Raw genomic sequence first — 24987 nt, 5'->3', positions numbered from 1 at the left:
GCCATGGCCCTGAGTCACTGGTTGGTGGGGCCCCTATCCAGCCACCTACTTAATTGGCGATCGACCGCTGCTGGTGCGTATCAACGGGATGCCGGGCTACCCTGGCCACGAACATGCTGGATGAATTGCCATGCCGTCCGCCCCGATCGCGATCCCCTTGCAAGGGCCCATTCCCTAGCCGCCTGGGCGAGATCCGCGCGGTCGATGCCGATACCCAGCCGATCCGCATAGGATGCCACGATGTCGAGATATTCGGTCTCCACCATCGCGTGGAAACCCAGCCAAAGGCCGAAGCGGTCCGACAGCGAGACTTTCTCCTCGATCGCCTCCCCCGGATGGATAGCCGTCGCGCGTTCGTTTTCGACGATGTCGCGGGCGAGAAGGTGCCGGCGATTGGACGTCGCATATATGATCACGTTTGACGGGCGCCCCGCTATGCCGCCGTCGAGAAGCGCTTTCAGCGACTTATAGTCTCCTTCCCCATGGTCGAACGAGAGATCGTCGCAGAAGAGGATGAAGCGCCTGTCATGCTCGCCAGCCAGAATCGCCAGCAGCTTGCCCAGGCTGCCAATGTCTTCCCGCTGCACTTCGACCAGCGCGACAGGCGCCGTTTGGCCATCCAGTGCGCGATTGACTTCGGCATGGACCGCCTTGACCAACGAACTCTTTCCGGTGCCGCGAGCCCCCCATAGCAAGGCATTGTTGGCCGGCTGCCCCTCGGCGAATGCCCGCGTATTGGCGAGCAGTGCGTCACGCTGGCGCTCAATGCCTCTTAAAAGGTCGAGGTCAACGCGCGCGATGGTGGCGACAGGATCCAGCGCGAGGGCGTCCGCGCGCCATACATAGCCTTCAGCCTCGGGCGCGATTGCGACACTGCGCGGAGGTGGCGCAAGCCGCTCGAGAGCCTCGACCAGACGGACGAGGAGATCCTGATTGGCAACATTGTTCATCGGGCTTCTCCCCAGCTTCCAGCCGGCTCCCTTGCGAGAGGGCGAGAAAAGACTTGTGCGCAGGCCACGCCGGCGAGGATCGTTACTCCACCGAGAATATGGTAGAGCCGTATTGGTTCGCCTAGCAGCAGGAAGGCAAACGCCGCGGTAAAGACCGGCAATAGATTCATGAAGATCGAGCACCGGCTGGGGCCAAGCTTCTCCACGCCCCTGATCCAGAGAAAGGGCAGGAGAACGGAAGCGAAGGCACCAGCATAGCCGATGAGCGGCAAGGTGCGCGCATCCAACTGGCGAAGCTCGGGTGGCGTTGCGAGGAATGCGGGAAACATGATCGCGAGAGCGCACAGGGCCTGGCCATAGGTCGATTGCCAGCCCGGCAGGCCGACATTCCACCTCTTGAGAAGGATGCCGTAAAGCGCATAGATCGTCGCCGCGATCAGCATCAGGAGATCGCCTGCATGAACGCCGTTCCTGAAAATCTGTCCGGGCTCCCCACCGCTGACGAGGTACAGGATGCCTCCGAGCGACAGGATGCCTCCAAACACAAGACCTGTGGTCGGCGCCTCCCCGAGGATTGGGATGCTGAGCGCCACCGTCAGCAGAGGTACCAGCGCCGTGAAAACGGCCATGTTGGTAGCGCTGGTCGTTTCGGCAGCGAGGTAGGATAGGCTCTGGAACAGGCACATGGCCAGGAACCCGAGAACGGCCAGCTGCCCGAAATGGCGCCAGAAGACGGCGCGGTTGCGCCATGTGGGTGCAGCAACAAAGGAACTGAGAAGTATTACGGCCAGCGCCAGTCGGTAGAAGGTTATCGCCTGGGGCCCGATGACATGGGCCGAAAGCCGCGAGACGACGACATTTCCCGCCCAGAGCAGGATGGCCAGTGTCGGATAGATAAAGGAAAGATGCCGCATGGAGGCTCCAAGGTTTGGTCCTCCAACTTTGTAGGTGCTTCCGGGATCGGCAGTATCACGATATAGCGACACAATGTATAGCCAAAGCGACAATCTCAATCGCTTGCTGGAGCAGCATGAGCAAAGCGAGCGAGCGGTATCGGCACTTGTGGCTGATTACCCGGACGGAGCCAGTACCGGCGAGCATGCGCATGCTCGCGCGCAGCTGCTCTATGCCATTTCCGGCGTCATGGTTGTGCGATCGGCCACGGGGCATTGGGTGGTCCCGCCCACACGCGCCGTCTGGCTGCAACCGAACGTGGTCCACGAAGTACGCATGTGCGGGCCGGTACAGATGCGCACCGTCTTCGTCGCCAGCGATGCGCATGACGAACTGCCGCGCTCGAGCTGCGTCGTTTCGGTGGCGCCGTTGCTGCGGGAATTGATCGTCGCAGCCTGCAAGGTCCCCCTGAATTATCCCGAAGATTCCCGGGATGACCGGTTGATGTTGCTTCTGCTTGATGAGCTCCGGACCACATCGACCTTGCCGCTTCATCTGCCGCTTCCCGCCCATCCGGGCATCGGGAAGGTCTGCCAGTTGCTGATGGAGGACCCCGCCGACGGTCAAGCGACTGAACGTTGGGCGCGACTGGCGGGCATGACGACCCGCACGTTCCAGCGGACCTTCATGCGGGAGACGGGCGTCACCTTCGGACAATGGCGGCAGCAGGTACGCCTGCTGGCCGCCCTTGAGCGTCTGGCTCGGGGAGAGCGGATCATCGATGTCGCCTTCGACAGCGGATATTCAAGCCAGAGCGCGTTTACCGCCATGTTCCGACGGCAATTCGGAGTGCCGCCCAGCGCGTTCTACGAGTAGCCTGCCTGTCGCAGGTCTCTTCGGCACTCGGCCATCGCGCTAGACATCCTGCTGCCTCGCGAGAGCGGACGCCGACCAAGTCAGGCCGGCGCGGTCCTAGGTCGCAGCGCGCCTTCTGCTGCTGGCGAACTTCAGGTCGATAAAATTGCATGACACCAGAACGGCACCTCGCGGCACTCGCTGGTGACTGATGCCGGGAGGCGGTTAGCCCGATGCTTGGGGCTGCCCGCCACCGAATGAGTCGGCGGCGGGCGGAGGCCCGCATGACCCCGACCAAGCTGCTCATAGGACAGATCCTTGTCGTGCTCGCGATCATCGTCGCAGGCATCTGGTCTGCCACCCAATGGGCGGCGGCAGCCCTCGCATACCAGCCGCAGCTTGGCGGACCCTGGCTCCTTTTCCTCGGAATTCCGGTCTATCGACCCTGGTCGATCTTCGTCTGGTGGTTCCAGTTCGACGCCTATGCGCCGGTCATCTTCGACGAGGCTGGTGCAATCGCGGCGGCAGGTGGCCTCGTCGGCTGCGGAGCTGCCATCTTCGGATCGGTCTGGCGCGCGCGCCAGTCGGGCAATGTAACGACCTACGGCTCGGCGCGCTGGGCTGGCCTGCGGGATATTGCCGCCGCCGGCCTGCTGGACGAGCGCGGCGTGATCCTTGGCCGGCTTGGTGCGCGCTACCTGCGCCACGACGGTCCCGAGCACATCATGGCATTCGCGCCGACCCGTTCGGGCAAGGGCGTGGGCCTCGTCGTACCCACGCTGCTCGGCTGGACCGGTTCGGCCGTGATCCACGACATCAAGGGCGAGAACTGGCAGCTGACCGCCGGCTGGCGCCAGCGCTTCTCCCACTGCCTCCTGTTCAACCCGACCGATGCCCGCTCGGCCCGCTACAACCCGTTGCTCGAGGTCCGCCGCGGCATCGACGAGGTTCGCGACGTCCAGAACATCGCCGATATCCTGGTCGATCCCGAAGGCGCGCTCGAGCGGCGCAACCACTGGGAAAAGACCAGCCATTCGCTGCTCGTGGGCGCGATCCTTCATGTCCTCTATGCGGAGGAGGAGAAGACGCTCGCCCGGGTCGCCACCTTCCTTTCGGACCCCCAGCGCCCGTTCACCGCGACCTTGCGGCGCATGATGGCCACCAACCACCTTGGCAGCGAAGCCGCGCCGCGCGTGCACCCGGTCGTCGCCTCGGCCGCGCGCGAGCTCCTCAATAAGAGCGAGAATGAGCGCTCGGGCGTCCTCTCGACCGCCATGTCCTTTCTCGGGCTTTACCGCGATCCGACCGTCGCCGCCGTGACGAGCGCCTCGGACTGGCGGATCGCCGACCTCGTCGAGGCCAGGAATCCGGTCTCGTTGTACCTTGTCGTGCCTCCGTCGGACATCAGCCGCACCAAGCCGCTGGTGCGGCTCATCCTCAACCAGATCGGCCGCCGGCTGACCGAGGAGCTGCAGGCGGAGGTCGCCGCGGGCCAGGCCACCATGCGCGGCAACCGTCATCGGCTTCTCATGATGCTCGACGAATTCCCCGCGCTGGGCCGCCTCGACTTCTTCGAGACGAGCCTCGCCTTTCTCGCCGGCTACGGGGTGCGCGCATTCCTCATCGCTCAGAGCCTCAACCAGATCGAGAAAGCCTATGGCGAGCACAACGCCATCCTCGACAACTGCCATGTCCGCATTGCCTTCGCCAGCAATGACGAGCGCACGGCGAAGCGCATCTCGGATGCCCTTGGCACTGCCACCGAGCAGCGGGCCATGCGCAACTATGCCGGTCACCGCCTCGCACCTTGGCTCGCCCACGTCATGGTCAGCCGCCAGGAGACCGCCCGCGCGCTGCTGACACCTGGCGAGGTCATGCAGCTCAGCCACAAGGACGAACTCGTGCTGGTCTCGGGCCATCCGCCAGTGCGCGCCAGCAAGCTGCGCTACTATGAGGACAGTCGCCTTGCCGCCCGCGTGCTGCCTGCACCCGCGCTGGCTCCTGGCGCGTACCAGGACCTCCCGCCGCAGCGCGCCGACGACTGGGCTGGCCAGGTCCGCAGCGCTGACGAACGGCTCGGCGGCCGCCTCGACCTTGATGACGGCGCCGATGCCGGCGGGCTCGAGCAGGCTCGCCACCCCGCGCACGAGATCGAGGTCGTCGCATTACCGGACGCAGAGCTCGCCGATCCCCTCGGCCTGGCCGACGACGATGGTGACCAGGCCGCCGAGCGCCGCGCCATGGACCGGGTCCAGGCGCTCGGAGCGGCGCGAGCCATCTATGCGCTCGATGCCGGGACGCCGCGTCCCGACGACCTCCAGCTGGATTTTTGATCATGGAGAAGGTTCGGCACCAGCTCTTCCTTCCGAGGCCGCTCAGCGACAGGCTCGAGGCGCTGGCCGCGAAGCCCGGAGCGACCAAGTCGGCTATCCTGGTCGATGCCTTGACCGCGTGGCTCAATCGCCGCGGCGCGTCCGAGCTCGAGGAACGCTTCTCGATCCGGCTGGACCGTCTGACCCGGGCGATCGGCCGGGTCGACCGGGACACCTATGTTATCCTCGAGACGCTGGCCCTTTTCATCCGCTTCGAGCTCGCGATCCAGACACCGCTTGCCGAGAATGACCAGGCTGGTCGCGCGCTGGGCGCCAAGCGCTTCGAGGCCTTCGTCAACCAGGTGGGCCGCCAGATCGCGACCGGTCGTCGGACGCTGGGATCGGAGGCGGGCGAGTGGGCGCGCTGAATGATCCCGCGACGCTTTCGAGCGTGCGACGCCGCGCGATGCTCAGGACCGCGATGGGTCCGGAGATCGCCTCGGCGCTCGCCGATCCCCGGACCCAGGAGATCATGGTTAACCCGGACGGCGCCTTGCGGCTGGACCGCCTTGGCGAAGGGCGCATCGACACAGGCGTGCGGATCCCACCCGCGCAAGTCGAGCGCATCATCCGCCTCGTCGCCAGCCATGCCCGCGCCGAGATCCATGGCGACAGGCCGGTGATCTCGGCGGAGCTGCCGCCCCATGCCGAAAGGCGTGCCGGCGAACGCTTCGAAGGCGTGCTGCCGCCTGTTTCCGAGGCTCCATGCTTTTCCATTCGCAAGCCTGCCGAGCGGTTGCACCTGCTCGACGACTATGTCGCCGAGGGCATCATGCCGGCTGAGGCCGCAAGGCTGCTGCGCGCGGCGGTGGCCGACCGGCTCAACATCCTCGTCGCCGGCGGCACCAGTTCGGGCAAGACGACGCTCGCCAATGCGCTCCTAGCCGAGATGGCCAGTGTCGATGCCCGCGTCATCCTCATCGAGGACACCCGGGAACTGCAATGCCCCCTGCCTGATACGGTCGCGCTGCGGACCAGGGCGGGCGCCGCGTCGATGACCGACCTCGTGCGCTCGACGATGCGCCTGAGGCCCGACCGGATCGTGGTTGGCGAAGTGCGCGGACCAGAGGCGCTCGACATGTTGAAGGCGTGGAACACCGGGCACCCTGGCGGCATCGCCACGGTGCACGCCAACTCGGCCCGCGCTGCGCTCACCCGGATCGAACAGCTCGTCCAGGAAGTCGTGGTCACCGTGCCGCGGCAGCTCATCGCCGAGGCCATCGACATCATCGTCTTCATCGCTGGTCGCGGCGCTGGCCGCCGGGTGGCCGCGGTCGTGCGGGTCGCCGGGTTGGACCCTCGCACCGGTGCCTACGACCTTGCCGATCTTCTCAATCCCCAATCCGAAGGAGATGCTTCATGACCAAGCCCACCCGTTTCCCGATGCCGTCCGCGCTGGCTGCGGTTGCTGCCCTCGCCACGTCCCTTATGGTCTCGGCGCAGGCGCATGCGGCGGGTTCCGGCATGCCATGGGAAGAGCCGTTGCAGCAGGTGCTGGAGTCGGTGCAGGGCCCCGTCGCGAAGATCGTTGCGGTGATCATCATCATCGTCACCGGTCTCACGCTTGCTTTCGGCGAGACGGCCGGCGGCTTCCGCCGCCTGATCCAGATCGTCTTCGGCCTGTCGATCGCCTTTGCCGCGTCGAGCTTCTTCCTCTCCTTCTTCAGCTTCGGCGGAGGGGCCCTCATCGCATGAGCGGCATCGTCCACCATTCTGCCGGCGGCCACGTCGAGGGCTTCGAGGCGCCAATCCATCGCTCGCTTGGCAGCCCGATCCTGCTCGGCGGCGCCCCGCGCGGCATCGCCATCGTCAACGGTACGCTCGCTGCGGCCGTCGGGCTGGGCCTCCAGCAATGGCTGGCCGGCCTGGTGCTCTGGGCCGCGGGGCACAGCCTCGCCGTCCTCGCCGCCCGGCGTGATCCCGACTTCGCCCCGGTGCTCGTCCGACACCTGCGGCAGAAAGGCTACCTCGCATGCTGAACCTTGCCGAATATCGGCCGCGCGCCGACCGGCTGGCCGATCACTTGCCGTGGGCGGCCCTGGTCGGGCCTGGCATCGTGCTCAACAAGGACGGAAGCTTCCAGCGCACGCTCGCCTTTCGCGGTCCAGACCTTGAGTCCGCCACCGAGGCTGAACTGATCGCCGCCTGCGCGCGTGCAAACAATGTCCTCAAGCGCCTTGGCAGTGGCTGGGCGATGTTCTTCGATGCCGAGCGGGTGGCCGCGCCCGGCTATCCCGCAAGTCGGTTCCCGGATCCGGCCAGCGCTCTTGTTGATCGCGAGCGCCGCGCTGCGTTCGAGGCGGAGGGCGTGCATTTCGAGAGCCGCTACCACCTGACCCTCCAATGGCTACCTGCCGCCGATGCCATGGATAGTGCCGGGCGCAGGCTCGTCGACCGGCCACATGCCGACGGGGCAAGGGACTGGCGCGGGGCGCTGTCGGGCTTCGCGGCCGAGACCGACCGCGTGGCAGACCTCCTGTCGGGTTTCATGCCCGAAGTTCGTGCACTGGACGACAGCGAGACGCTGACCTTCCTCCACGGGTGCATTTCGGAAAAGCGGCATCCGGTCTCCGTGCCAGAAACGCCGGTCTACCTCGACGCGCTGCTGGTCGATACGCCGCTGACCGGTGGGCTCGAGCCGATGCTCGGGGCAAGCCACATGCGAACGCTGAGCGTGCTCGGCTTCCCGAACATGAGCCGGCCGGGCATCCTTGACGCGCTCAATCACCTTGGCCTGCCTTATCGCTGGGTCACGCGCTTCATCGCGATCGACAAGGCAGAGGCAACCAGGACGCTGACCGGAATTCGCCGGCAGTGGTTCAACAAGCGCAAGTCGGTCAGCGCCCTGCTGCGCGAGGTCCTCTACAACCAGCCGACGCAGTTGCTCGACAGCGATGCGGATAACAAGGTCGTCGATGCAGACGAAGCCCTTCAGGTGCTCGGGCAGGACCATGTCGCATTCGGCTACCTGACCACGACGATCACGGTAAGCGACCGGGACCGGGGCGCAGTCGAGGAGAAGCTCCGCGCCGTCGAGCGCATCGTCAATGGCCTTGGCTTCACGACCATTCGTGAAGGCGTGAATGCCGTCGAGGCGTGGCTCTCCTCGCTTCCCGGCCAGTCCTACGCCAACGTCCGGCAACCGCTTGTCCATACGCTCAACCTTGCGCACCTCATGCCGCTTTCGAGCACCTGGGCTGGCCCTCGCCGGAACGATCATCTCGACGGGCCGCCCCTGCTCCTCGCCAGCACGGCGGGCTCGACGCCGTTCCGCATGTCAACGCACGTCGGGGATGTCGGCCATATGCTGGTCGTGGGGCCCACCGGAGCTGGCAAGTCCGTGCTCCTCGCCACCCTTGCGCTTCAGTTCCGGCGCTACGAGGGCGCGCAGGTCTATATCTTCGACAAGGGCTTTTCCGCTCGCGCCGCCGTTCTTGCCTGCGGCGGCATGCACCATGCCCTGGGCAGCGACGAGGGCAAGGCGCTCGCCTTCCAGCCGTTGGCCGGAATCGACCGGCCCCTCGATCGCAGTTGGGCAGCGGAATGGATCGCGGCCCTGCTCGAGCACGAGAAGGTCGCGGTCACCCCGGACGTAAAGGACATGCTGTGGTCGGCGCTGGGCAGTCTCGCCACCGCACCGGCTGAGCAGCGGACGATGACCGGCCTCGCGCTGCTGCTCCAATCCAATGCCCTGCGCACGGCCTTGCAACCCTACACGCTGGACGGCCCCTATGGGCGTCTGCTCGATGCCGCCGAGCAGGGCCTCGAGCTTGCCGACATGCAATGCTTCGAGACGGAGGCCTTGATGGGCCAGGCCGGCGTGGTCGCGCCGGTGCTGTCCTATCTCTTCCACCGCCTCGAGGAGCGGTTCGACGGCCGCCCGACGCTGCTCATCCTCGACGAGGCCTGGATATTCCTCGACCATCCACTGTTCGCAGCCCGGATCCGGGAATGGCTCAAGGTCCTGCGCAAGAAGAACGTCTCGGTGGTCTTCGCCACGCAGAGCCTTGCCGATATCGCGGGGTCGTCGATCGCACCCGCCATCATCGAAAGCTGCCCGCAACGCATCCTGCTCCCCAACGACCGGGCGATCGAACCGCAATCCCGGAGCATCTACGAGCAATTCGGCCTCAATGACCGGCAGGTCGAGCTGGTCGCGAGGGCAACGCCCAAGCGCCAGTACTACCTCCAGTCTGCCCGTGGGAACCGCCTGTTCGAGCTGGGGCTCGGCCCTGTGGCGCTTGCATTCTGCGCTGCCTCTTATCCCGCGACCCAAGCCCGCATCGACGCGCTGCTAGAGGCGGGCGGCGCTGACCACTTCGCGGCCCGCTTCCTACGCACCGCTGGCCTCGACTGGGCGGCTGACCTCCTGGCCCAGGCACCCGAATCCTTGTCCCCCGAAGAAGGAGAATCCTGATGCGAATCCCTGCCCCCGCCCATGCCGTCGCATGCAGCCTTGCCCTGGCATCGGTCTCCGTCACGGGCGCCATACTCGGCCTGCCCGCAGCGCCCGCCCAGGCACAGATCTCGGTCTTCGACCCGAGCAACTACGCCCAGAACATCCTGACGGCTGCGCGCACTCTCCAGCAGGTCAACCAGCAGATCAGGCAACTCCAGAACGAGGCGCAGATGCTGGTCAACATGGGCAAGAACCTCTCCCGGATCGATTTTCCCCAGCTCGACGCCCTTCAGCAGAAGCTCGCCCAGATCGATCGCCTCATGGGCCAGGCCCAGGGTATCGATTTTCGGGTCGACCAGCTCGACGACCGGTTCCGATCGCTGTTTCCGCAGGACTTTGCGACAGCCCTTCGAACCGACCAGCGCGTGCAGGGCGCCCGCGGCCGGCTCGAGGCCAGCATGGATGCCTTTCGCCAGACGATGACGGTCCAGGCGCAGGTCGTCGAGAACGTGCGGGACGACACCCAGGCGCTCGCCGACATCGTCTCGCGGAGCCAGGGCGCCGAGGGCTCACTGCAGGCGCAGCAGGCGACTAACCAGTTGCTCGCCCTGACGGCAAAGCAGCAGTTCCAGATCCAGCAGATGATGGCCGCCCAGTTCCGGGCCGAGGCCCAGGAACAGGCCCGCCGGGCGACGCAAGGGGCCGAGGCGCGCGCCGCAACGAAGAAGTTCCTCGGTTCCGGGTCGGCCTACACGCCGCAGTAGCCCCACGCGGCAGAAAGCCGACCCGGCCATGGCGGCAAGGCGAGCCTCCCGCGCCTGCCGCCGCCCGCGGGGCGTGGCCACCCCCAGTCACGCCCCGCGGCATCCAATCCATCCAGGAAGACCACGCCCGTGAACGACCTCAATGTCATCGACCGCTTCATGCAGTCGTTCATCACCTACATCGACAGCGGGTTCGGGCTGCTCGGCCCGGACGTGGCCTTCCTGACGTCCGTGCTCATCGGCATCGATATCACGCTCGCCGGGCTGTTCTGGGCGATGGGCGGCGAGGACAATGTCATCGGCCGCTTCCTCCGCAAGATCCTCTACATCGGCACGTTCGCATTCATCCTGAACAGCTTCTCCACGCTCGCCGACATCATCTTCCGGTCTTTCGCGCAGGCAGGGCTCACCGCTGGCGGGGGCACGCTCGTTGCCGGTGACTTGCTCAAGCCGGGGCGGCTCGCAGGGACCGGGTTCGAAGCAGCCTGGCCGCTGCTCAACCAGGCAAGCGAGATGGTCGGTTTCACAACCTTCTTCGACAATTTCCTGACGATCATGGTGCTGCTGTTCGCGTGGGCCCTGGTGATCATCGCCTTCTTCATACTCGCGGTGCAGATGTTCGTCACGATCATCGAGTTCAAGCTGACGAGCCTTGCTGGCTTCATCCTCGTGCCGTTCGCCCTTTGGAATCGAACCAGCTTCCTCGCCGAGCGCGTTCTCGGCAACGTGGTCTCCTCGGGCATCAAGGTGATGGTGCTCGCGGTGATCGTCGGCATCGGATCCAATTTCTTCGCCGAGTTCACGGCTGCCCTCCAGGGCCAGGAGCCAGACATTGGTCAGGCCATGAGCCTTGTGCTGGCGAGCCTGTCCCTGTTCGGCCTCGGAATCTTCGGCCCCTCGATCGCAAGCGGCCTTGTCTCGGGCGCTCCCCAGCTTGGCGCTGGTGCAGCCTTCGGCACGGCGGCTGGGGCGGCGGGCATCACCATGGTGGCAGGCGGCGCGGCCGTGGGCGGTGCGCGCGCGCTCGGCGGGGCAGCGCTGGGAGCGGTCCGTTCCGGCACGGCCATGGGTTCGGCAGCAAGCACGGCCTATGGCCTTGGCCAGGAGGCGGCGGGCAACTCCTCGGTTAGCGCTGGCCTTGCGGGGGTAGGGAGAGCCGCAGGCAATGCAGTTCGGGCCAAGGCATCGGATGCACTGGGCCTCGGCGAAGCTGCGTCGAACGGACGCCAGGCCGCCTGGAATGCGCTCCACGACACGAAAACGAACCCTGCACAGGCCCAGGCAGGAGGCGACAACGAGGCGGCGCCCGCCTGGGCGCGCGCCATGCGGGCCGAGCAGTCCTCGCGGCATCGCCGGCAGCTGGCCCTTCATGCCCTTCAACAGGGCGACCGAGGCGGCGGAGCCGCCACGCCCGACATCAAGGAAAGGAACGACTAGGCCATGATCTTCAAGCGCAGCGTCCAGCGCTATGGACGCACCCCAATTCCGGAGACGCCATACCAGCGTGCGGGCCAGGTCTGGGATGACCGGATCGGCTCGGCCCGGGTGCAGGCACGCAACTGGCGCCTCGCGGCCTTCGTGAGCCTCGGCCTCGCCGCAAGCCTGTCGGGCGGACTTGTCTGGCAGTCCCTGCAGAGCCGGGTGGTACCCTATGTGGTCGAAGTCGATCGACTGGGCGAAGCCCGCGCCGTTAGCGAGGCGTCGGCCGGCTACCAGCCAACCGATCCGCAGATCGCCTGGCACCTTGGCCGCTTCATCACGAACGTACGCTCGGCGTCGCTCGACCCTGTCCTGATGAAGCGGGGTTGGCTCGAGGCCTACGATTTTGCGACACGGCGCGGGGCCCAGTTCCTGGGCGACTACGCCCGCAGCAATGATCCGTTCGCACGTATTGGCGAGCGAACGGTATCGGTCCAGGTCACCAGCGTCGTGCGGGCTTCCGACACATCGTTCCAGGTCAAGTGGACCGAGACCGTGTTCGAGCGCGGTTCACGGGCCGGGAGCAGCCGTTGGACGGCCATCCTCACCATCGTGGCCAAGCCCCCCGTCGATGCCGACACGCTCCGCCGCAATCCGCTCGGCATCTACGTCGACGCGATCGACTGGAGCCGCGAGCTCGATGGCGACCCGCAATCCCCATCACCTTCGAGGCCAGTTCCAATGGCCACGCCAGCCTCGAACCTGCCGCTCGGCTCGCCGCTCGATCCCGGCCTAGCGGCACCTGCCACCCAGAACGCCAAGGAGGTCCAGCCATGATCATCCGCTCCATGCTTTTCCCCATTGTCGCGCTTGCCTGCGTACCGGCCCAGGCCCACGAAGGTGCATCGCCCCTGCGCCGAGTGGCCGTCGCCAATCGCAGCGCAACCGAGCAACCGGCGGCGCAGGGATTCATCAACGCAACGCAGGTCTATGCCTTTTCCGAGGGGATGATCTTCCAAGGCTACACCGCGCCAGGTGCAGTGACCGACATCGCATTGCAGCCGGGCGAGGCCCTCGTGGCCGTGGCGAGCGGTGACACGGCGCGCTGGGTTATCGGCGATACGACCAGCGGGAGCGGCGATACCCGGCGAACGCACATCCTTGTAAAGCCGTTCAACGCTGGGCTCATCACCAACCTCGTCATTACCACCGACCGGCGGACGTACCACCTGCGCCTCGCCAGCACGGCACGAACGCCAATGGCGGCGATAAGCTGGACCTATCCCCAGGACGAACTGCTTGCGCTCAAGCGGCAGGCGGAAGCTGCCCGGTCCGCGACGCCGGTCGCAGCGGGCCTCGATGTGGACCAGTTGCGCTTCGACTATGCCTTGTCAGGGGACCGTCCTGCATGGCGACCGCTGCGTGCGTTCGACGACGGACAGAAGACATATATCGAGTTTCCCTCCGGCCTGTCGCAGGGCGAGGCGCCGCCATTGTTCGTGCTTGGGGCCGACGGAAAGGCCGAACTCGCCAACTACCGGGTGCGCGAGCGCTACTACATCATCGACCGACTGTTCGATGCGGCCGAGCTGCGGCTCGGTCTCAAGAAGCAGCAGGTCGTCCGGATCACCCGCGGGGCCCGGGCGAAGCATCGGAGGGGCGCATGACGGCCGAAAACGCCGGGCAGCCGGCTACGCCAGCCGCCAAGGTCGATCCCGAGACGCTGGTCCTGCGTGCGAGTCCCGCACGGGCCATCCGGTTTCGGCGGGGTGCGATCATTGGCATTGCCGCACTGGGCTCAGCCAGCCTGATGGGCATTGCCTGGATGGCGCTAAAGCCCCAAATCTTCCACCGGCAAGCCCAGGAAAGCGAGTTGGCGCAGCCGTTGGGCAAGACCTCGACCGACGCACTTGCGGCCTTGCCGTCAAGCTACGGCGATGCTCCAAGGCTGGGGCCGCCATTGCCAGGCGACCTTGGCCGACCGATCCTGCGCGCGCAGCAGCAACAGCTCTCGCCGGTGGACGGCGCTGCGACCGCCCGGACAGGCGCCGACACTGCCGAGGCAGAGAGGATGGCGCGCCTCGCGGAGTTCAAGGCTGCGCGTCAGTCGGGGCTCATGGTCCAGACGAGGCCTGGCGATTCCGCGCCATCGGCAACCGAAGCCAACTCGGCCGGCCAACCGCTCGTCCCGGCAGCAGCGGCGGCCCCGCAGGATCGCAAGACGGCATTCGCCGAGCGGGCGGACCCGGGGGGCGATGCCAATCCGCACGTGCTGATGGCCCCGGCTTCTCCCTACATGCTGTCCGCGGGAAGCGTCATCGCGGCCAGCCTCATCACGGGTATCAATTCGGACCTGCCAGGCCTGGTCACTGCCCAGGTCACACAGAACGTGTTCGATAGCGCAACCGGTCGTTTCCTGCTGGTGCCGCAAGGAGCCCGGCTGGTCGGCAAGTATGACAGCGTCGTCGCCTTCGGCCAGCGCCGCGCGCTGGTAATCTGGCAAAGGATCATCTTGCCCGACGGCAGCTCGCTGCGCCTCGACAACATGCCTGCGACCGATCCGTCGGGCTATGCGGGTCTCGCGGACAAGGTCGATTTCCATAGCTGGGCACTGCTCAAGGGCGTCGCCATGGCGACCTTGCTTGGGGTGGGTTCGGAACTGTCGATCAAGGGCGAGAGCGACCTCGTCCAGGCGATCCGCGAGTCCACGCATCAGAACGTATCGCGCGCTGGCGACCAGTTGACGTCCCGAAACCTCGACGTCCAGCCGACCATCACGATCCGCCCTGGTGCACTAGTACGGCTGCTGGTGAGCCGGGACCTCATCCTCGCGCCCTGGCGCGACAATATCGGAGGATAGCCATGGCCGAACTGAAGCTTGCCAAACTGCCGGACCGCACGCCGGTGAAGCTTGCGATTACCATCACGCCCGACCTGCAAGGCGCTTTGCGTGAATATGCCGCCATCTATGCGGCGGCCTATGGCAGCGAAGAGCCCATCGCCGAGCTGATTCCGGCGATGCTGGCGTCCTTCCTCGAGAGCGACCGGGTTTTCGTCCGGGCTCGCGAGGCAGCGCAGAGGGGGCGTACATGATGGACCACATGGCAGAGCAGGCATTGCAGCCGCTGACGGTCCGTGTCGCCACGGCGGTGCGCATCACGGGTCTCAGTCGCTCGCGGATCTACGAATTGATCCAGTCCGGGGACCTTGAAACCATCAAGGTCGGGCGAGCGACGTTGATCCAGTTCCAGAGCCTTAGGAAGCTGACCCAGACCTAGCCGACGAAGCGACGGGGCCTTGGTCTTCGACAAATGCTATGCGCTGAGCCGTTGGATCGGCATCCGTCTCATGAGCAGTGTTCGGCTCCAGCCAAATTTTGCTTCTGCGGCATTTGGTCCATCCTAGGCGCGCCAAATCACGCATTATCGAAATCGGATTGGAAGGCTGAATGCCGCAATCGGCAGATAATGCTGGCCTCGTTAGGTCTGACGGCGATGGACCAGAGCTGGTCGTTCGTACCATCTCTGGATAAAGTCCTGTCCGGCATGACGCCGCGGATGTCATTTGATGGAGATGTGACAGAACGTGCCGTGCTTATGCCGGAGAATACTCAAATCTGACAGCCGGCAGGCGGATACTTCCACCCATCTTCCTTCCCAGCGCCCAGCTGGTGCCGTTGCTTCATGCCTTCGATGTCGTCGATCTCGAAAAAGGAAATTGTTGCCTGGGGCTGACCATGGGTGTGGAACACTTGGCGTTGATAGGCTTCCCCCTTCGGTACGTGGGCATTGCTGCCCCCATAAGCTCCGTTGTTCGCGATCAGCACTAGCTGGAACATGTGATAGTGTAGCGCCTGAGCCATCTGATCGAAGGTGCCGACGTCCAGGTTCAGCGCTGGGATTGCAAACACGTCCGAGCGATCACGAAGATCGCTCGCTAACTTCAGGTCAGTTGCGTCGTAACAGATGGACGCCGTTAGCCACAGCGCGTCATTCGCCGGATTGTTTGACCATTCATACCCCACGAGCCACTGGCACGGGCGGAATCCGGTGATCAGTTCGACCGGTTTGACGTATTTCTGCTCCATTGGGGAGAGGTGCTGCTTTCCCTGCCGCCTAATCACCGTTTGCAGGCCCATACCTTGCACCATCCTCGGGATAATCCATAGGGCCGAATTGATCAGCGGCTGTCCCGGGACGACTTGTTCATAGGCCATGCCGACCAGAATCGCGGTCTTGAACGCCCGCGCGAACGGCACGAGGTGGGTGGCAACGTCATCTGGGTGGACAGACAGTTCCGGCAAGATAAGCCAGTCGAGACGCTTGCTTGCTGGTTTATGGGTCTCGCGTAGATCCAGCATCTTCTCGACCGCGGCCAACGCAGTGGACAGATGTTTACGGTGTTTTCGTCGAAGCGCCGGCGAGTTCATCTCCAGATCGGCGGCCGAGAAATCCTCGGCTTCTGGCATGACCGACTGGACGACGCACGCCCGAAGCGGGCGGCCCTTTGATGTGGTGCCTGGTATCGGCGCATCAACCTTGAGCATCAAGGTGCCTGTTGCCGGGCCGATTGCCGCGTCGGCTTCGACGAGCGCAGCGCGGATTCGAGCGGCCGTTTCAGCTAGCGACAATTGGTCAACATCCGGGCTGCTTGTACGGCAGCCGGGCCAGATGAGCAGATCGAAGAGGAGATCCTGAGTGGACTGCGAGATAGGAAGCCAGTCGTCCCCGAAGGCCTCATGCCCATTGTAGAAGCCGTATTGCCGCTGAAACCAGTGACCCCTCGTGGGCCGGTAGATGGGCTCGCCTTCCTTCCAAGATGGCGACCTGACCGGGAGGCTGAAGTCTATTCTGGCCGTGAGGATGAAGCGAAGGAGATAACCGAGCTGAAAGCGCCAGCGTTGAGATTCCGGCGCCCAAGAGGGGGCGGTATAAATAGAGCGGTAGGTCGGCGTGGTCTGTGCCGCTCTGAAGATTACCTGCTCGACGCGGACATAGTTTCCTACCTGCCGCACAGCTATCTGCGTCGTCGAAGGCGTCACGACTTCAGGCAAATTCCCTTGCTCGATATGCGCGATGAATTTCTCTGCGAAGCTAAGGACGCCAATCTCATTTCGCAGCGGATTCAGGGGGCCCTTGTCCTGTACATAGGATTGTAGTGAGTGCATTTCCGTCGAGTTAGACCATTCGGCGATCCCCAGATCCTCCGCGATGCCCGCCGGAACGGTGAGTTTTCGGTCGACCGCGCGAAAGAGGTCGCGGGCGAATTCGATGTCTCGAGCAGCCACCTCCGCGAACCGCTCTGGCGTCAGCATCCGACCGACTAGGTTCACGGCTTGGTCCTTCGAAAGAAACGACCTACGGCTAACCACCGCGGCTATTGCAAATTCACGGTCAGACGAGATGTCGCGCTCTCCTGTCAGAAATGAAAGAAAGCGCCAATAGGATCGATTGGTCCGTGGAGCCCCTTGGGCTTGGATAGCCCGGGGGTCATGGACCGCGATGTATAGCAGTGCCTGTTGCGCGAGATACCACGGGACGCGTTCGGCCGCGCCCGTGGCCACTCGGATCGCAGCATCCAGAAGCAGAGATCTGTAGGCCGTGAGGTTGATCCCAGCGGGAAGGCACTCTGGATCGTCGATGAAGCCCGTCTCGGTCGCCCCGGCTCGAAATATCTCGGCGAGGCAGTAGTACGCGACTTGTCGGCTGGTCACCGCCCTGATTTGACCGCAAAGATAGGGCTCGAAGAGCTTCAGTACCTCCTCGAGCAGTTGGCGGGACGGCCAGAGGTCGAGCGCGACGCGCAGTAGCCGCACGTTGGAAGGATCGCGTATCCACCGCTCGATTAAGACGAGCGCGAAGGCACGTGCTTCTTCGTCCAGTTCCGACTGCGAGAGCCGGGTGCGACGAAAGGTTTCCTCCCCGAATTCAGCGATTTCCATGTAAGGTCGATCGTCGAGGAGCGGCCTGAGTGAGCGAAAGGTTTTTCTGAATCGACCAGCAGCGAAACGACCGACAGTCTCGTCCTTGACATCAGGCACCGCTCTTAGGCCCGGAGGGGTCGATGTTCCTTCGGCCTCGTTGATCGTTAGCTGGGACCGGACGAGAGCTTCGATCGCCTGGATCACCTCCTCGCCACCGCCCGCATCGAACCCGCCGGAAATCGCAGTCTGGATTCGCTCCATTTTTCGGGATTGGCGGACTAGCGGCATCTGCTCGCCGCCCACGGACGCGGTCGACGTCTTCTCCGGAGCAAATTCCAAGCCCGGACAGATCCCCGTCAGGACTTGCCCAAGCCACGCCATTACGCGCGCCTGAGCTTCTTTCGGATCAACCCCTGGTGCCGTGGTGATGGTCAGCCTGATGTCATCGACGTATCGACAGGCATCCCGGAGCCACACACCATTGGTGACCTCTCGGCCGATCTGGCTAATGACGGTCCGATCAAAATCCAGCAACACGACGTTCGAAAAGAAGCCTGCTGCAACCAAGCCTTGGGGAAGAGCGACGCCATCGAACTCGGGAATGCCTGCACGCTGCTTGAAGCGGGCGAATTGACGCTCGTCCTTTTCCTCCCAGGACCAATTGAGAACATTGCCTGCTAGGTCGAAGAACGCCCCGTCGTCATCGGGCGTCTGGAGTAAGCGCACCTTGGAGAGGAGCAAGTCTGGTGTCACTCGGTCGTAGAACTGTTTGAGGTCAGTCTGAACGATTAAGACTCGGTCATCCGCGCTAAGTGCTGCGGAGACTGCCTCTGGCCGTTGGAGAAAGGACCGATAATCTTGGAAATAGGCTCGGTAAAGTTTGGAGGAGCCCCAGCGGTGGATGAGACCGCCTCCTTCTCCAGCCCTATCGCAGAAGAGACGGTTTCCGTAGGACATGACCGACCTGCGCACATCGGGGGATTCGAAGCTGCCAGTTGGGTCGCCTTGCGCACTTTCGACTCTTTCGCTGAGGCAGAGCATGAGAGCCGTGGCCGCGACCTGATCGGATAGAGCGACGTGAGCAAGCGGTCGGATCTTGGTGGGGCCCGATTTTTCAGGCCTCCAGAGCCCTTCGGCGTCAACTTGCCAGCGTTGGCTCTTCGGCGCGGGAACTAGCTTCAGTTCCTCGGTTTCATATTGACCCGAACGCAATCGCTGCGAGAGTCGAGAGATGAACCTCGGAAGATCGGCAGCTGTGCGGTCCAACTCCAGAGTATCGGAGAACCAGTTGTGGTACCTGATGTACGACGCGGTCTTCTTCCATGCCTGAACGAGCACGTATTCTTGGGAAACCTGGTCCAGCGTTGGGATCAGCCGTTGCACTTGCTCACCTGTTCTATGCCCTGCGCGCCCCAGCGTGAGGGTTCACTGGTCGGACCAGCACCTCTTACCGTGGTATATCGCGCCGAACCGCGAGGCGAGCGTTTGTGTCGACAAGTTGCAAATAGTTGTCGCTCGCCGAGAACGACGGCTTTGTCCCGAGGCTGTGTAAAAACGCCGGAATATGCTATGGTTCTCTCGCGTTTCGGGAGGCTTTGGAATGGGTCGTTTCATCCAAGGTGAAGACCGCCGGCAGGATTATCTGCTGCCTGCATCGCTCGATGATTACGTGTCGGCAGATAACCCGGTTCGAGCGGTCGAGGCGTTCATCGATGCGCTGGATCTGAAGGCGCTGGAGTTCGGGGGAATGACGCCGGCCGAGACCGGCCGTCCCGCCTACCATCCGGCGACGATGCTCAAAATCTACCTTTATGGCTATCTGAATCGGACCCAGTCGAGCCGGCGGCTCGAGCGTGAAGCACAGCGCAACGTGGAATTGATGTGGCTGACCGGGCGATTGGCGCCCGACTTCAAAACGATCGCCAACTTCCGCCAGGCCAATGGCGCTGCGATCCGGGGCGTGTGTAGCCAGTTCATTGTTTTGTGCCGGCAATTGGGACTGTTCACGCGGGCGGTTGTCGCGATCGACGGCAGCAAGATGAAGGCGTTCAACAACCGCGACAAGAATTACACCGCTGCAAAGGTCGCCTCGCGGATGAAGCAGGTGCAGGACAATATCGATCGGTATCTCGACGCGCTTGATCGTACCGATCGCGAGGAAAGCGACATTGCCGAGCCGAAGGCGAAGCGATTGACGGAGAAGATCGCCCGGCTGCGTGCGCAAATGCGCGATCTTGCCGCGCGTGAAGAGGAAGTTCGCAATGCGCCGGATCAGCAGGTGTCGCTGACCGATCCCGACGCACGCGCCATGACGAGTGCGGGCCGCGGCACGAGCATTGTCGGCTATAATCTGCAGGCGGCCGTCGATGCCGAGCACCACCTCATTGTCGCGCACGAACTGCTGAACATCGGCAATGACCGCGGCCAGCTTTCCTCCATGGCGGCGCAAGCTAAGACAGCTATGGGCGTCGAGGCTTTGGATGCCATTGCCGACAAAGGCTATTTTAAGGGCGAGGATATCCGGACCTGCGAGAGCATAGGCGTCACCGCCTTTGTGCCCAGACCGCTGACCTCCGGGGCAAAGGCACAAGGCCGCTTTGGCAAACCGGACTTCATCTATCTGGAGCAGGAAAACGCCTATCGATGCCCCGCTGGCGAAGATCTGACCTATCGTTACACGTCGATCGAGGACGGCCTGACGACACATAGTTACTGGAGCTCGAACTGCCAGACGTGCGCGCTCCATGACCAATGCACGACCGGCAAGGAACGGCGGGTCAGAAGATGGGAACATGAAGCAGTCGTCGAAGCGATGGAGCGGCGCCTGGATCGTGCGCCAGAGGCGATGCGGATCCGTCGACAGACGGTGGAGCATCCGTTCGGCACGCTGAAATCCTGGATGGGCTCGACGCACTTTCAAATGAAGACACTCAAGCACGTCAGAACGGAGGCCAGCCTCCATATCCTCGCTTATAACTTCAAAAGACTGGTCGCCATCCTCGGCGTCCCGGCGATGATCGCGGCAATCAGGGCCTGAGAGTTAACACCCAACCTTCGCGTCGCTCCAAAATCCTGTGGCATATTCCGCAAACACGTTTTTACACGGCCTGTCCCACAATCAGTCGTTAGCCTTGATGCGGACCATTGAACGCGCTGGCGGTCAGCGACCGCCAGCGCGTGGCGGTGTGTGATTTAGGACGCGCGTCGTGCCGCCGGGAAGGTGGGCCGGAGAATTTTGCCGCCGTCGCGCAGTTCGTCGAGATAGTCCGACCAGCGCTGCATCATCTGCACACGCTCGTCCCAATATTCACCGCGGGCGTAGGCCCGCCGCACTTGGTTGGTATCGACATGCGCGAGTTGCCGCTCGATCGCGTCGGGGTTCCATTCGCCCATCTCATTGAGAAGGGTGGCGGCCATTGCCCGGAAGCCATGCGCCGTCATCTCGTTTGTGGTGTAGCCGAGCCGACGCAAACCTTGGTTTACCGCATTCTCGGACATCGCCTTTCGTGGCCTGCCCAGGCAGGGGAAAAGATATTTCCACCAATGCGTGTGCTCGTGCAGTTCCTTCAGCATCGCGATCACCTGTCGTGACAGTGGCACACGGTGGGGCCTGCGCATTTTCATCCGTTCGGCGGGGATGAACCAGATGGCTTCATCGAAGTCGATGTCGGACCATTCGGCCTGCCTGAGCTCGCCAGGGCGCAGTAGAACGTGCGGAGACAGGCGCATGGCCATTACCGTCACCTTGTGCCCGGTATATCCGTCGATGGCCCGCAATAGGGCCCCCACTTCGGAGGGCTTGGTGATGGCGGCGAAGTGCTTGACCTTCGGCGCGGCGATTGCCCCCCGCAAATCGGCTGCGACATCCTTGTCGCATCGCACTGTCGCGACGCCATAGCGGAAGACGCGGCTCAGGACGCTCCGCATGCGCCGAGCGCTTTCATAGGCTCCGGTAGCCTCGACCTTGCGCAAGACGGCGAGCGCTTCATGCGGTGTGATTTGCGCGATGGGGATGGTGCCGATCACTGGGTACGCCTTGGCGAGCAGCCAGCGGATCTTGTCGACGGTCACCGGCGCGAGGCCGTCCCGCTCGCATTTGACGAGCCATTCCTGCGCGACCGCCTCGAAGGTATTTGCCGCAGCATATTTGGCAGCGATCCGCGCGCGCTTCTTTTCAAGCGCAGGATCAATCCCCTCAGCAATCTTCTTCTTGGCTTCGTCGCGCCGTACACGCGCCTCCGCGAGGCTTATGGTTGGCCACCCTCCGAGATGAAGCTTCTTCTGTTTGTCCAGAAAACGGTAGTTGAAGCGCCATAGCTTCGAGCCGTTGGGCTGGATGACGAGGTAGAGGCCCTGAGAATCGGAAAGGTTCCAAGCCTTCGCTTTCGGCTTGGCGGCATTGATCTGGATGTAGGTCAGCATGGTCGTTTTCCCAGCAAGGCCGGGTCGATCCGAGGGCAACAAAAAGAGCAACAATTTGTGGTCGCTGCTGTTGCCCTTAGCCGGATTTCGCCGGACGGTGTCTGGCGATTCTGGGTCAAGAAATGCTGTAAAACCAGCCGCTTACTGGACGTCTCTGGACGTCGCCAGAGACAGTAGTGGTGCCCAGAAGAGGACTCGAACCTCCACGCCCTTGCGAGCGCCAGCACCTGAAGCTGGTGCGTCTACCAATTCCGCCATCTGGGCACGGGCCGCGCAGTCATCGGATGCTGTGCGGCGGGTAGGGGCGGGCCGATAGCGCCCATCCGGTACGCTTGTCAACGCTTCTCGCACGCAAGGCGAAAACACTGTGCAAGGCACGCCTTGCGATGTGCCGCAGCTTGCGGCATGGCGGTGCCCTACTCTACAACTTCGATCACAGGCTGGACCTGCATAACTATGGCAAAGACGGACCCGCTGGACGGCAAACTGGTAGTGCTTCTGGGTGGCAGCGGCATGCTCGGTTCGCATGTCGCTCAAGAACTGTTGGCTCGTGGCGCAAGGCTGCGCATCGCTTCACGCCATCCCGAACGCGGTTTCCGCCTGAAACCTCTCGCCAAGCTGGGACAGATTCAATTTGTCCGGTGCGATGTGGCCAAACCGGCCAGCATCTTCCCGCTAATGAACGGAGCAGACGCCGCCGTTTACCTGGCAGGCACTTTTGACGGCGATCTCGACGCCGTTCACGCTCATGGTGCAGGAAACGCAGCACAAGCGGCAGCGCAAGCCGGTGCAGGCGCATTCGTTCATATTTCGGCGATCGGTGCGGATGGCGAATCGGACGTCCGCTATGCCCGGACCAAAGCCGATGGCGAAAAGGCCGTGCGCGCGGCCTTCCCCAAGGCAACCATCCTGCGTCCTTCCATCCTGTTCGGGGAGGACGATCATTTCATCAACATGTTCGCCGGATTGATTGCGGCCCTGCCCGTCATGCCCGTTTTTGCCCCCACCGCGAAAATCCAGCCCCTGCATGTGGACGATGCGGCCCGGGCGATAGTTGAAGCCCTGGTCGATCCGACCAAACATGGCAGCAAGACCTACGAAATTGCCGGGCCCGAAGCGTATGATATGGCGAAGCTGAACCGGATGATCGCGTCCTCACAAGGGCGCGAACGCATGTTCATGGAATTGCCCGATGCCGTGTCAGGCGCAATCGCGGCGTTGACCGGCTGGCTGCCAGGCGCACCGCTGAGTACCGATCAGTGGAAGCTGCTGAAGGCCGGGAATGTACCGTCAGGCCAGTTGCCAGGCCTGCAGGCGCTGGGCATTGCCCCGCGCCCGCTGGAATTGTTCCTTGATCGCTGGATGCTACGCTACCGCAAGCACGGTCGCTTCGGAACCAGCACCAACGCCGCCTGATCCGGTTATTCGACCGGTTCGACCAGCAACACCGCCCCGTCACTGCCAGTGATGCGGACCCGCACGCCAGGGGCCGCATCCGGACCGCGAGCCAGCCACTCGCTGTCGCCATGGCGAATCCGGCCGCTTCCGCCGACGATAGCCTGTGTCACGACGGCGGTTTCTCCGGCCAGCCTCGCACCGCGGTGGTTCATTTTCGGGTCGGCTTCTTCCACCGGATTGGCCCGCAGGTAATTGCGCCCGGTGAAAACGGCCAGAATTGCCAAAAGCGCGAAGATCACGATCTGGATCGGCAACCCGATGGGCAAGAGCCATGCCACAACGCCAGTGACGAGCGCCGCCCCGGCAAGCCAGATAAGGAACACGCCGGGAACGGCCATTTCCGCTGCCGCAAGTATCAGGCCAATCGCCAGCCACGCCCAATGGGGGTCGAGGTTGTCGAGCCCGTCCATCACTGCCCTCCGGCCGTGGGCGGCACGGTCGACCGGGGTGTAACCGTCCTGCGCGGAGCCGTGGGACGGGCACCGCCGTTACCATCGCCATCGCCCAATGCATCCTTGACCAGCTCTCCGATGCCGCCGAGCGTGCCGATGAGATTGCTTGCTTCGACCGGGAAGAGGATCGTCTTGGCATTCGGCGATGTGGCGAACTTGCCGACCGCCTCGGTGTATTTCTGCGCGACGAAGTAGTTGATTGCCTGCGCACCGGATTCGGCAATCGCGTGGCTGACCATTTCAGTCGCACGCGCTTCCGCTTCGGCTTCACGTTCGCGCGCCTCGGCATCGCGGAAGGCAGATTCACGACGCCCTTCCGCCGCGAGAATTTGCGACTGCTTCAACCCTTCCGCGCGCAGAATTTGCGAGGCGCGTTCGCCCTCTGCCTCAAGGATTTCGGCACGCTTCAGGCGCTCCGCCTTCATTTGGCGCGCCATCGCTTCGGATATGTCCAGCGGGGGGCGAATGTCCTTGATTTCGACACGCGTGATCTTGACGCCCCAGGGCGAGGTCGCATGATCGACCACCGAAAGCAGCCGGGCATTGATCTCGTCACGCTTGGACAGCGTCTCGTCGAGATCCATCGAACCCATCACCGTACGCAGGTTCGTGGTCGTGAGCGCCATGATCGAAGCGTAGAGATTATGTACTTCGTATGCCGCCTTGCCTGCGTCGAGCACCTGGAAGAACACCACCGCATCGACACCGACCATCGCGTTGTCCTTGGTGATGATTTCCTGGCCGGGGATGTCGAGCACCTGCTCCATCACGTTCACCTTTTGCCCGACCCGGTCGATGAAAGGGATAATGAGGTGCAGACCGGGCTGAGCAGCGAGCGTGAACTTGCCGAGCCTCTCGATCGTGTAAACGTAACCCTGCCGGACAACCCGCACGCCCATCAGCAGGAAAATCACGACAACGAAGACAAGCGCTACTAGAAACCCACCCATCGGGCCCTCCCAAGAAAAATCAAGGCCGCGGTGCGACCAACCGATGGTAGCCGGGCATTGCAGTTCCGGAAACCACTATTCAGTAAAATCGGTCATGGGCCAAAATGCTTGCAAATTTATGGAAATTTC

At 63.6% G+C, this 24987-nt stretch carries 22 protein-coding genes and 1 tRNA gene; 16 read left to right on the top strand and 7 right to left on the bottom strand.

Annotated elements, in window-relative coordinates:
* Window positions 1-80 precede the first annotated feature (80 nt).
* Complete coding sequence (locus MB02_RS06980; RefSeq protein ID WP_067534567.1) at window positions 81-950, bottom strand: ATP-binding protein; 870 nt, start codon at window positions 948-950, stop codon at window positions 81-83.
* Window positions 947-1864, bottom strand: a complete 918-nt coding sequence (locus MB02_RS06975; RefSeq protein WP_067534564.1) for a DMT family transporter — start codon at window positions 1862-1864, stop codon at window positions 947-949. The genes MB02_RS06980 and MB02_RS06975 overlap by 4 nt, the downstream gene beginning before the upstream one ends.
* A gap of 73 nt (window positions 1865-1937) precedes the next feature.
* On the opposite strand from MB02_RS06975, the gene MB02_RS06970 reads away from it, so the two are divergent.
* The 14 genes from MB02_RS06970 (at window position 1938) to MB02_RS06905 (ending at window position 14931) form a co-directional block, all read left to right on the top strand.
* Window positions 1938-2720: an AraC family transcriptional regulator gene (locus MB02_RS06970; RefSeq protein ID WP_067534561.1), complete on the top strand. Its 783-nt coding sequence runs from the start codon at window positions 1938-1940 to the stop codon at window positions 2718-2720.
* 263 nt (window positions 2721-2983) lie between these two features.
* The gene (locus MB02_RS06965) at window positions 2984-5032 is read left to right on the top strand and encodes a conjugal transfer protein TraG (protein ID WP_067535042.1); all 2049 of its coding nucleotides are present in this window, start codon (window positions 2984-2986) and stop codon (window positions 5030-5032) included.
* A 2-nt stretch (window positions 5033-5034) separates the two neighbouring features.
* A complete protein-coding gene (locus MB02_RS06960) occupies window positions 5035-5439 on the top strand; it encodes a CopG family transcriptional regulator (protein ID WP_170304662.1) in 405 nt (134 codons plus the stop codon).
* Window positions 5440-5477: 38 nt separating this feature from the next.
* Window positions 5478-6434: a P-type conjugative transfer ATPase TrbB gene (trbB, locus tag MB02_RS06955; protein WP_067534557.1), complete on the top strand. Its 957-nt coding sequence runs from the start codon at window positions 5478-5480 to the stop codon at window positions 6432-6434.
* 20 nt (window positions 6435-6454) lie between these two features.
* Window positions 6455-6766: a TrbC/VirB2 family protein gene (locus MB02_RS06950; protein ID WP_067535036.1), complete on the top strand. Its 312-nt coding sequence runs from the start codon at window positions 6455-6457 to the stop codon at window positions 6764-6766.
* Window positions 6763-7050, top strand: coding sequence for a VirB3 family type IV secretion system protein (locus tag MB02_RS06945; RefSeq protein WP_067534554.1), 288 nt, complete (start codon window positions 6763-6765; stop codon window positions 7048-7050). Before MB02_RS06950 ends, MB02_RS06945 begins: the two co-directional genes overlap by 4 nt.
* Entirely contained in the window at window positions 7044-9488 is a 2445-nt protein-coding gene (gene trbE / locus MB02_RS06940) for a conjugal transfer protein TrbE (protein ID WP_067534551.1), read from the top strand. Before MB02_RS06945 ends, trbE begins: the two co-directional genes overlap by 7 nt.
* The gene (gene trbJ, locus MB02_RS06935; protein ID WP_067534548.1) at window positions 9488-10234 is read left to right on the top strand and encodes a P-type conjugative transfer protein TrbJ; all 747 of its coding nucleotides are present in this window, start codon (window positions 9488-9490) and stop codon (window positions 10232-10234) included. The genes trbE and trbJ overlap by 1 nt, the downstream gene beginning before the upstream one ends.
* A 129-nt stretch (window positions 10235-10363) precedes the next feature.
* Window positions 10364-11671 carry a P-type conjugative transfer protein TrbL gene (gene trbL / locus MB02_RS06930; RefSeq protein WP_067534545.1) on the top strand — a complete coding sequence of 436 codons (1308 nt, stop codon included), beginning with the start codon at window positions 10364-10366 and terminating at the stop codon, window positions 11669-11671.
* Window positions 11672-11674: 3 nt separating this feature from the next.
* A complete protein-coding gene (gene trbF / locus MB02_RS06925) occupies window positions 11675-12490 on the top strand; it encodes a conjugal transfer protein TrbF (protein ID WP_067534542.1) in 816 nt (271 codons plus the stop codon).
* The gene (gene trbG / locus MB02_RS06920; protein WP_170304661.1) at window positions 12487-13320 is read left to right on the top strand and encodes a P-type conjugative transfer protein TrbG; all 834 of its coding nucleotides are present in this window, start codon (window positions 12487-12489) and stop codon (window positions 13318-13320) included. Before trbF ends, trbG begins: the two co-directional genes overlap by 4 nt.
* On the top strand, window positions 13317-14513 hold the full coding sequence (locus MB02_RS06915; protein WP_067534539.1) for a TrbI/VirB10 family protein: 1197 nt from the start codon (window positions 13317-13319) through the stop codon (window positions 14511-14513). Before trbG ends, MB02_RS06915 begins: the two co-directional genes overlap by 4 nt.
* A gap of 2 nt (window positions 14514-14515) precedes the next feature.
* Entirely contained in the window at window positions 14516-14746 is a 231-nt protein-coding gene (locus tag MB02_RS06910) for a DUF2274 domain-containing protein (protein ID WP_067534536.1), read from the top strand.
* On the top strand, window positions 14743-14931 hold the full coding sequence (locus MB02_RS06905) for a helix-turn-helix domain-containing protein (protein WP_067534533.1): 189 nt from the start codon (window positions 14743-14745) through the stop codon (window positions 14929-14931). Before MB02_RS06910 ends, MB02_RS06905 begins: the two co-directional genes overlap by 4 nt.
* 332 nt (window positions 14932-15263) lie before the next feature.
* On the opposite strand, the gene MB02_RS06900 is transcribed toward MB02_RS06905, so the two are convergent.
* Entirely contained in the window at window positions 15264-18959 is a 3696-nt protein-coding gene (locus MB02_RS06900) for an RNA-directed DNA polymerase (RefSeq protein ID WP_156495443.1), read from the bottom strand.
* Between the two features lie 217 nt (window positions 18960-19176).
* Here MB02_RS06900 and MB02_RS06895 point away from each other — a divergent pair, with 217 nt between their 5' ends.
* Complete coding sequence (locus MB02_RS06895) at window positions 19177-20613, top strand: IS1182 family transposase (RefSeq protein ID WP_067534527.1); 1437 nt, start codon at window positions 19177-19179, stop codon at window positions 20611-20613.
* A gap of 155 nt (window positions 20614-20768) precedes the next feature.
* On the opposite strand, the gene MB02_RS06890 is transcribed toward MB02_RS06895, so the two are convergent.
* Window positions 20769-21998: a tyrosine-type recombinase/integrase gene (locus MB02_RS06890; RefSeq protein ID WP_067534524.1), complete on the bottom strand. Its 1230-nt coding sequence runs from the start codon at window positions 21996-21998 to the stop codon at window positions 20769-20771.
* Between the two features lie 177 nt (window positions 21999-22175).
* Window positions 22176-22262, bottom strand: a tRNA-Leu gene (locus tag MB02_RS06885).
* Window positions 22263-22454: 192 nt separating this feature from the next.
* Between MB02_RS06885 and MB02_RS06880 the strand changes: the two genes are divergently transcribed.
* A complete protein-coding gene (locus MB02_RS06880; protein WP_170304660.1) occupies window positions 22455-23414 on the top strand; it encodes a complex I NDUFA9 subunit family protein in 960 nt (319 codons plus the stop codon).
* A 5-nt stretch (window positions 23415-23419) separates the two neighbouring features.
* Here the strand turns inward: MB02_RS06880 and MB02_RS06875 are convergent, their stop codons facing one another.
* Entirely contained in the window at window positions 23420-23866 is a 447-nt protein-coding gene (locus tag MB02_RS06875; protein ID WP_067534521.1) for an NfeD family protein, read from the bottom strand.
* Entirely contained in the window at window positions 23866-24858 is a 993-nt protein-coding gene (locus MB02_RS06870) for an SPFH domain-containing protein (protein ID WP_067534518.1), read from the bottom strand. Before MB02_RS06870 ends, MB02_RS06875 begins: the two co-directional genes overlap by 1 nt.
* Window positions 24859-24987: the final 129 nt, after the last annotated feature.

It is taken from the genome of Croceicoccus estronivorus (genome assembly GCF_001625325.1).
In the GTDB taxonomy this organism is placed as follows: Bacteria; Pseudomonadota; Alphaproteobacteria; order Sphingomonadales; family Sphingomonadaceae; genus Caenibius; species Caenibius estronivorus.
The sequence above is the reverse complement of the archived record's forward strand: the minus strand, read 5'-3'. Positions and strand labels throughout refer to the sequence as shown.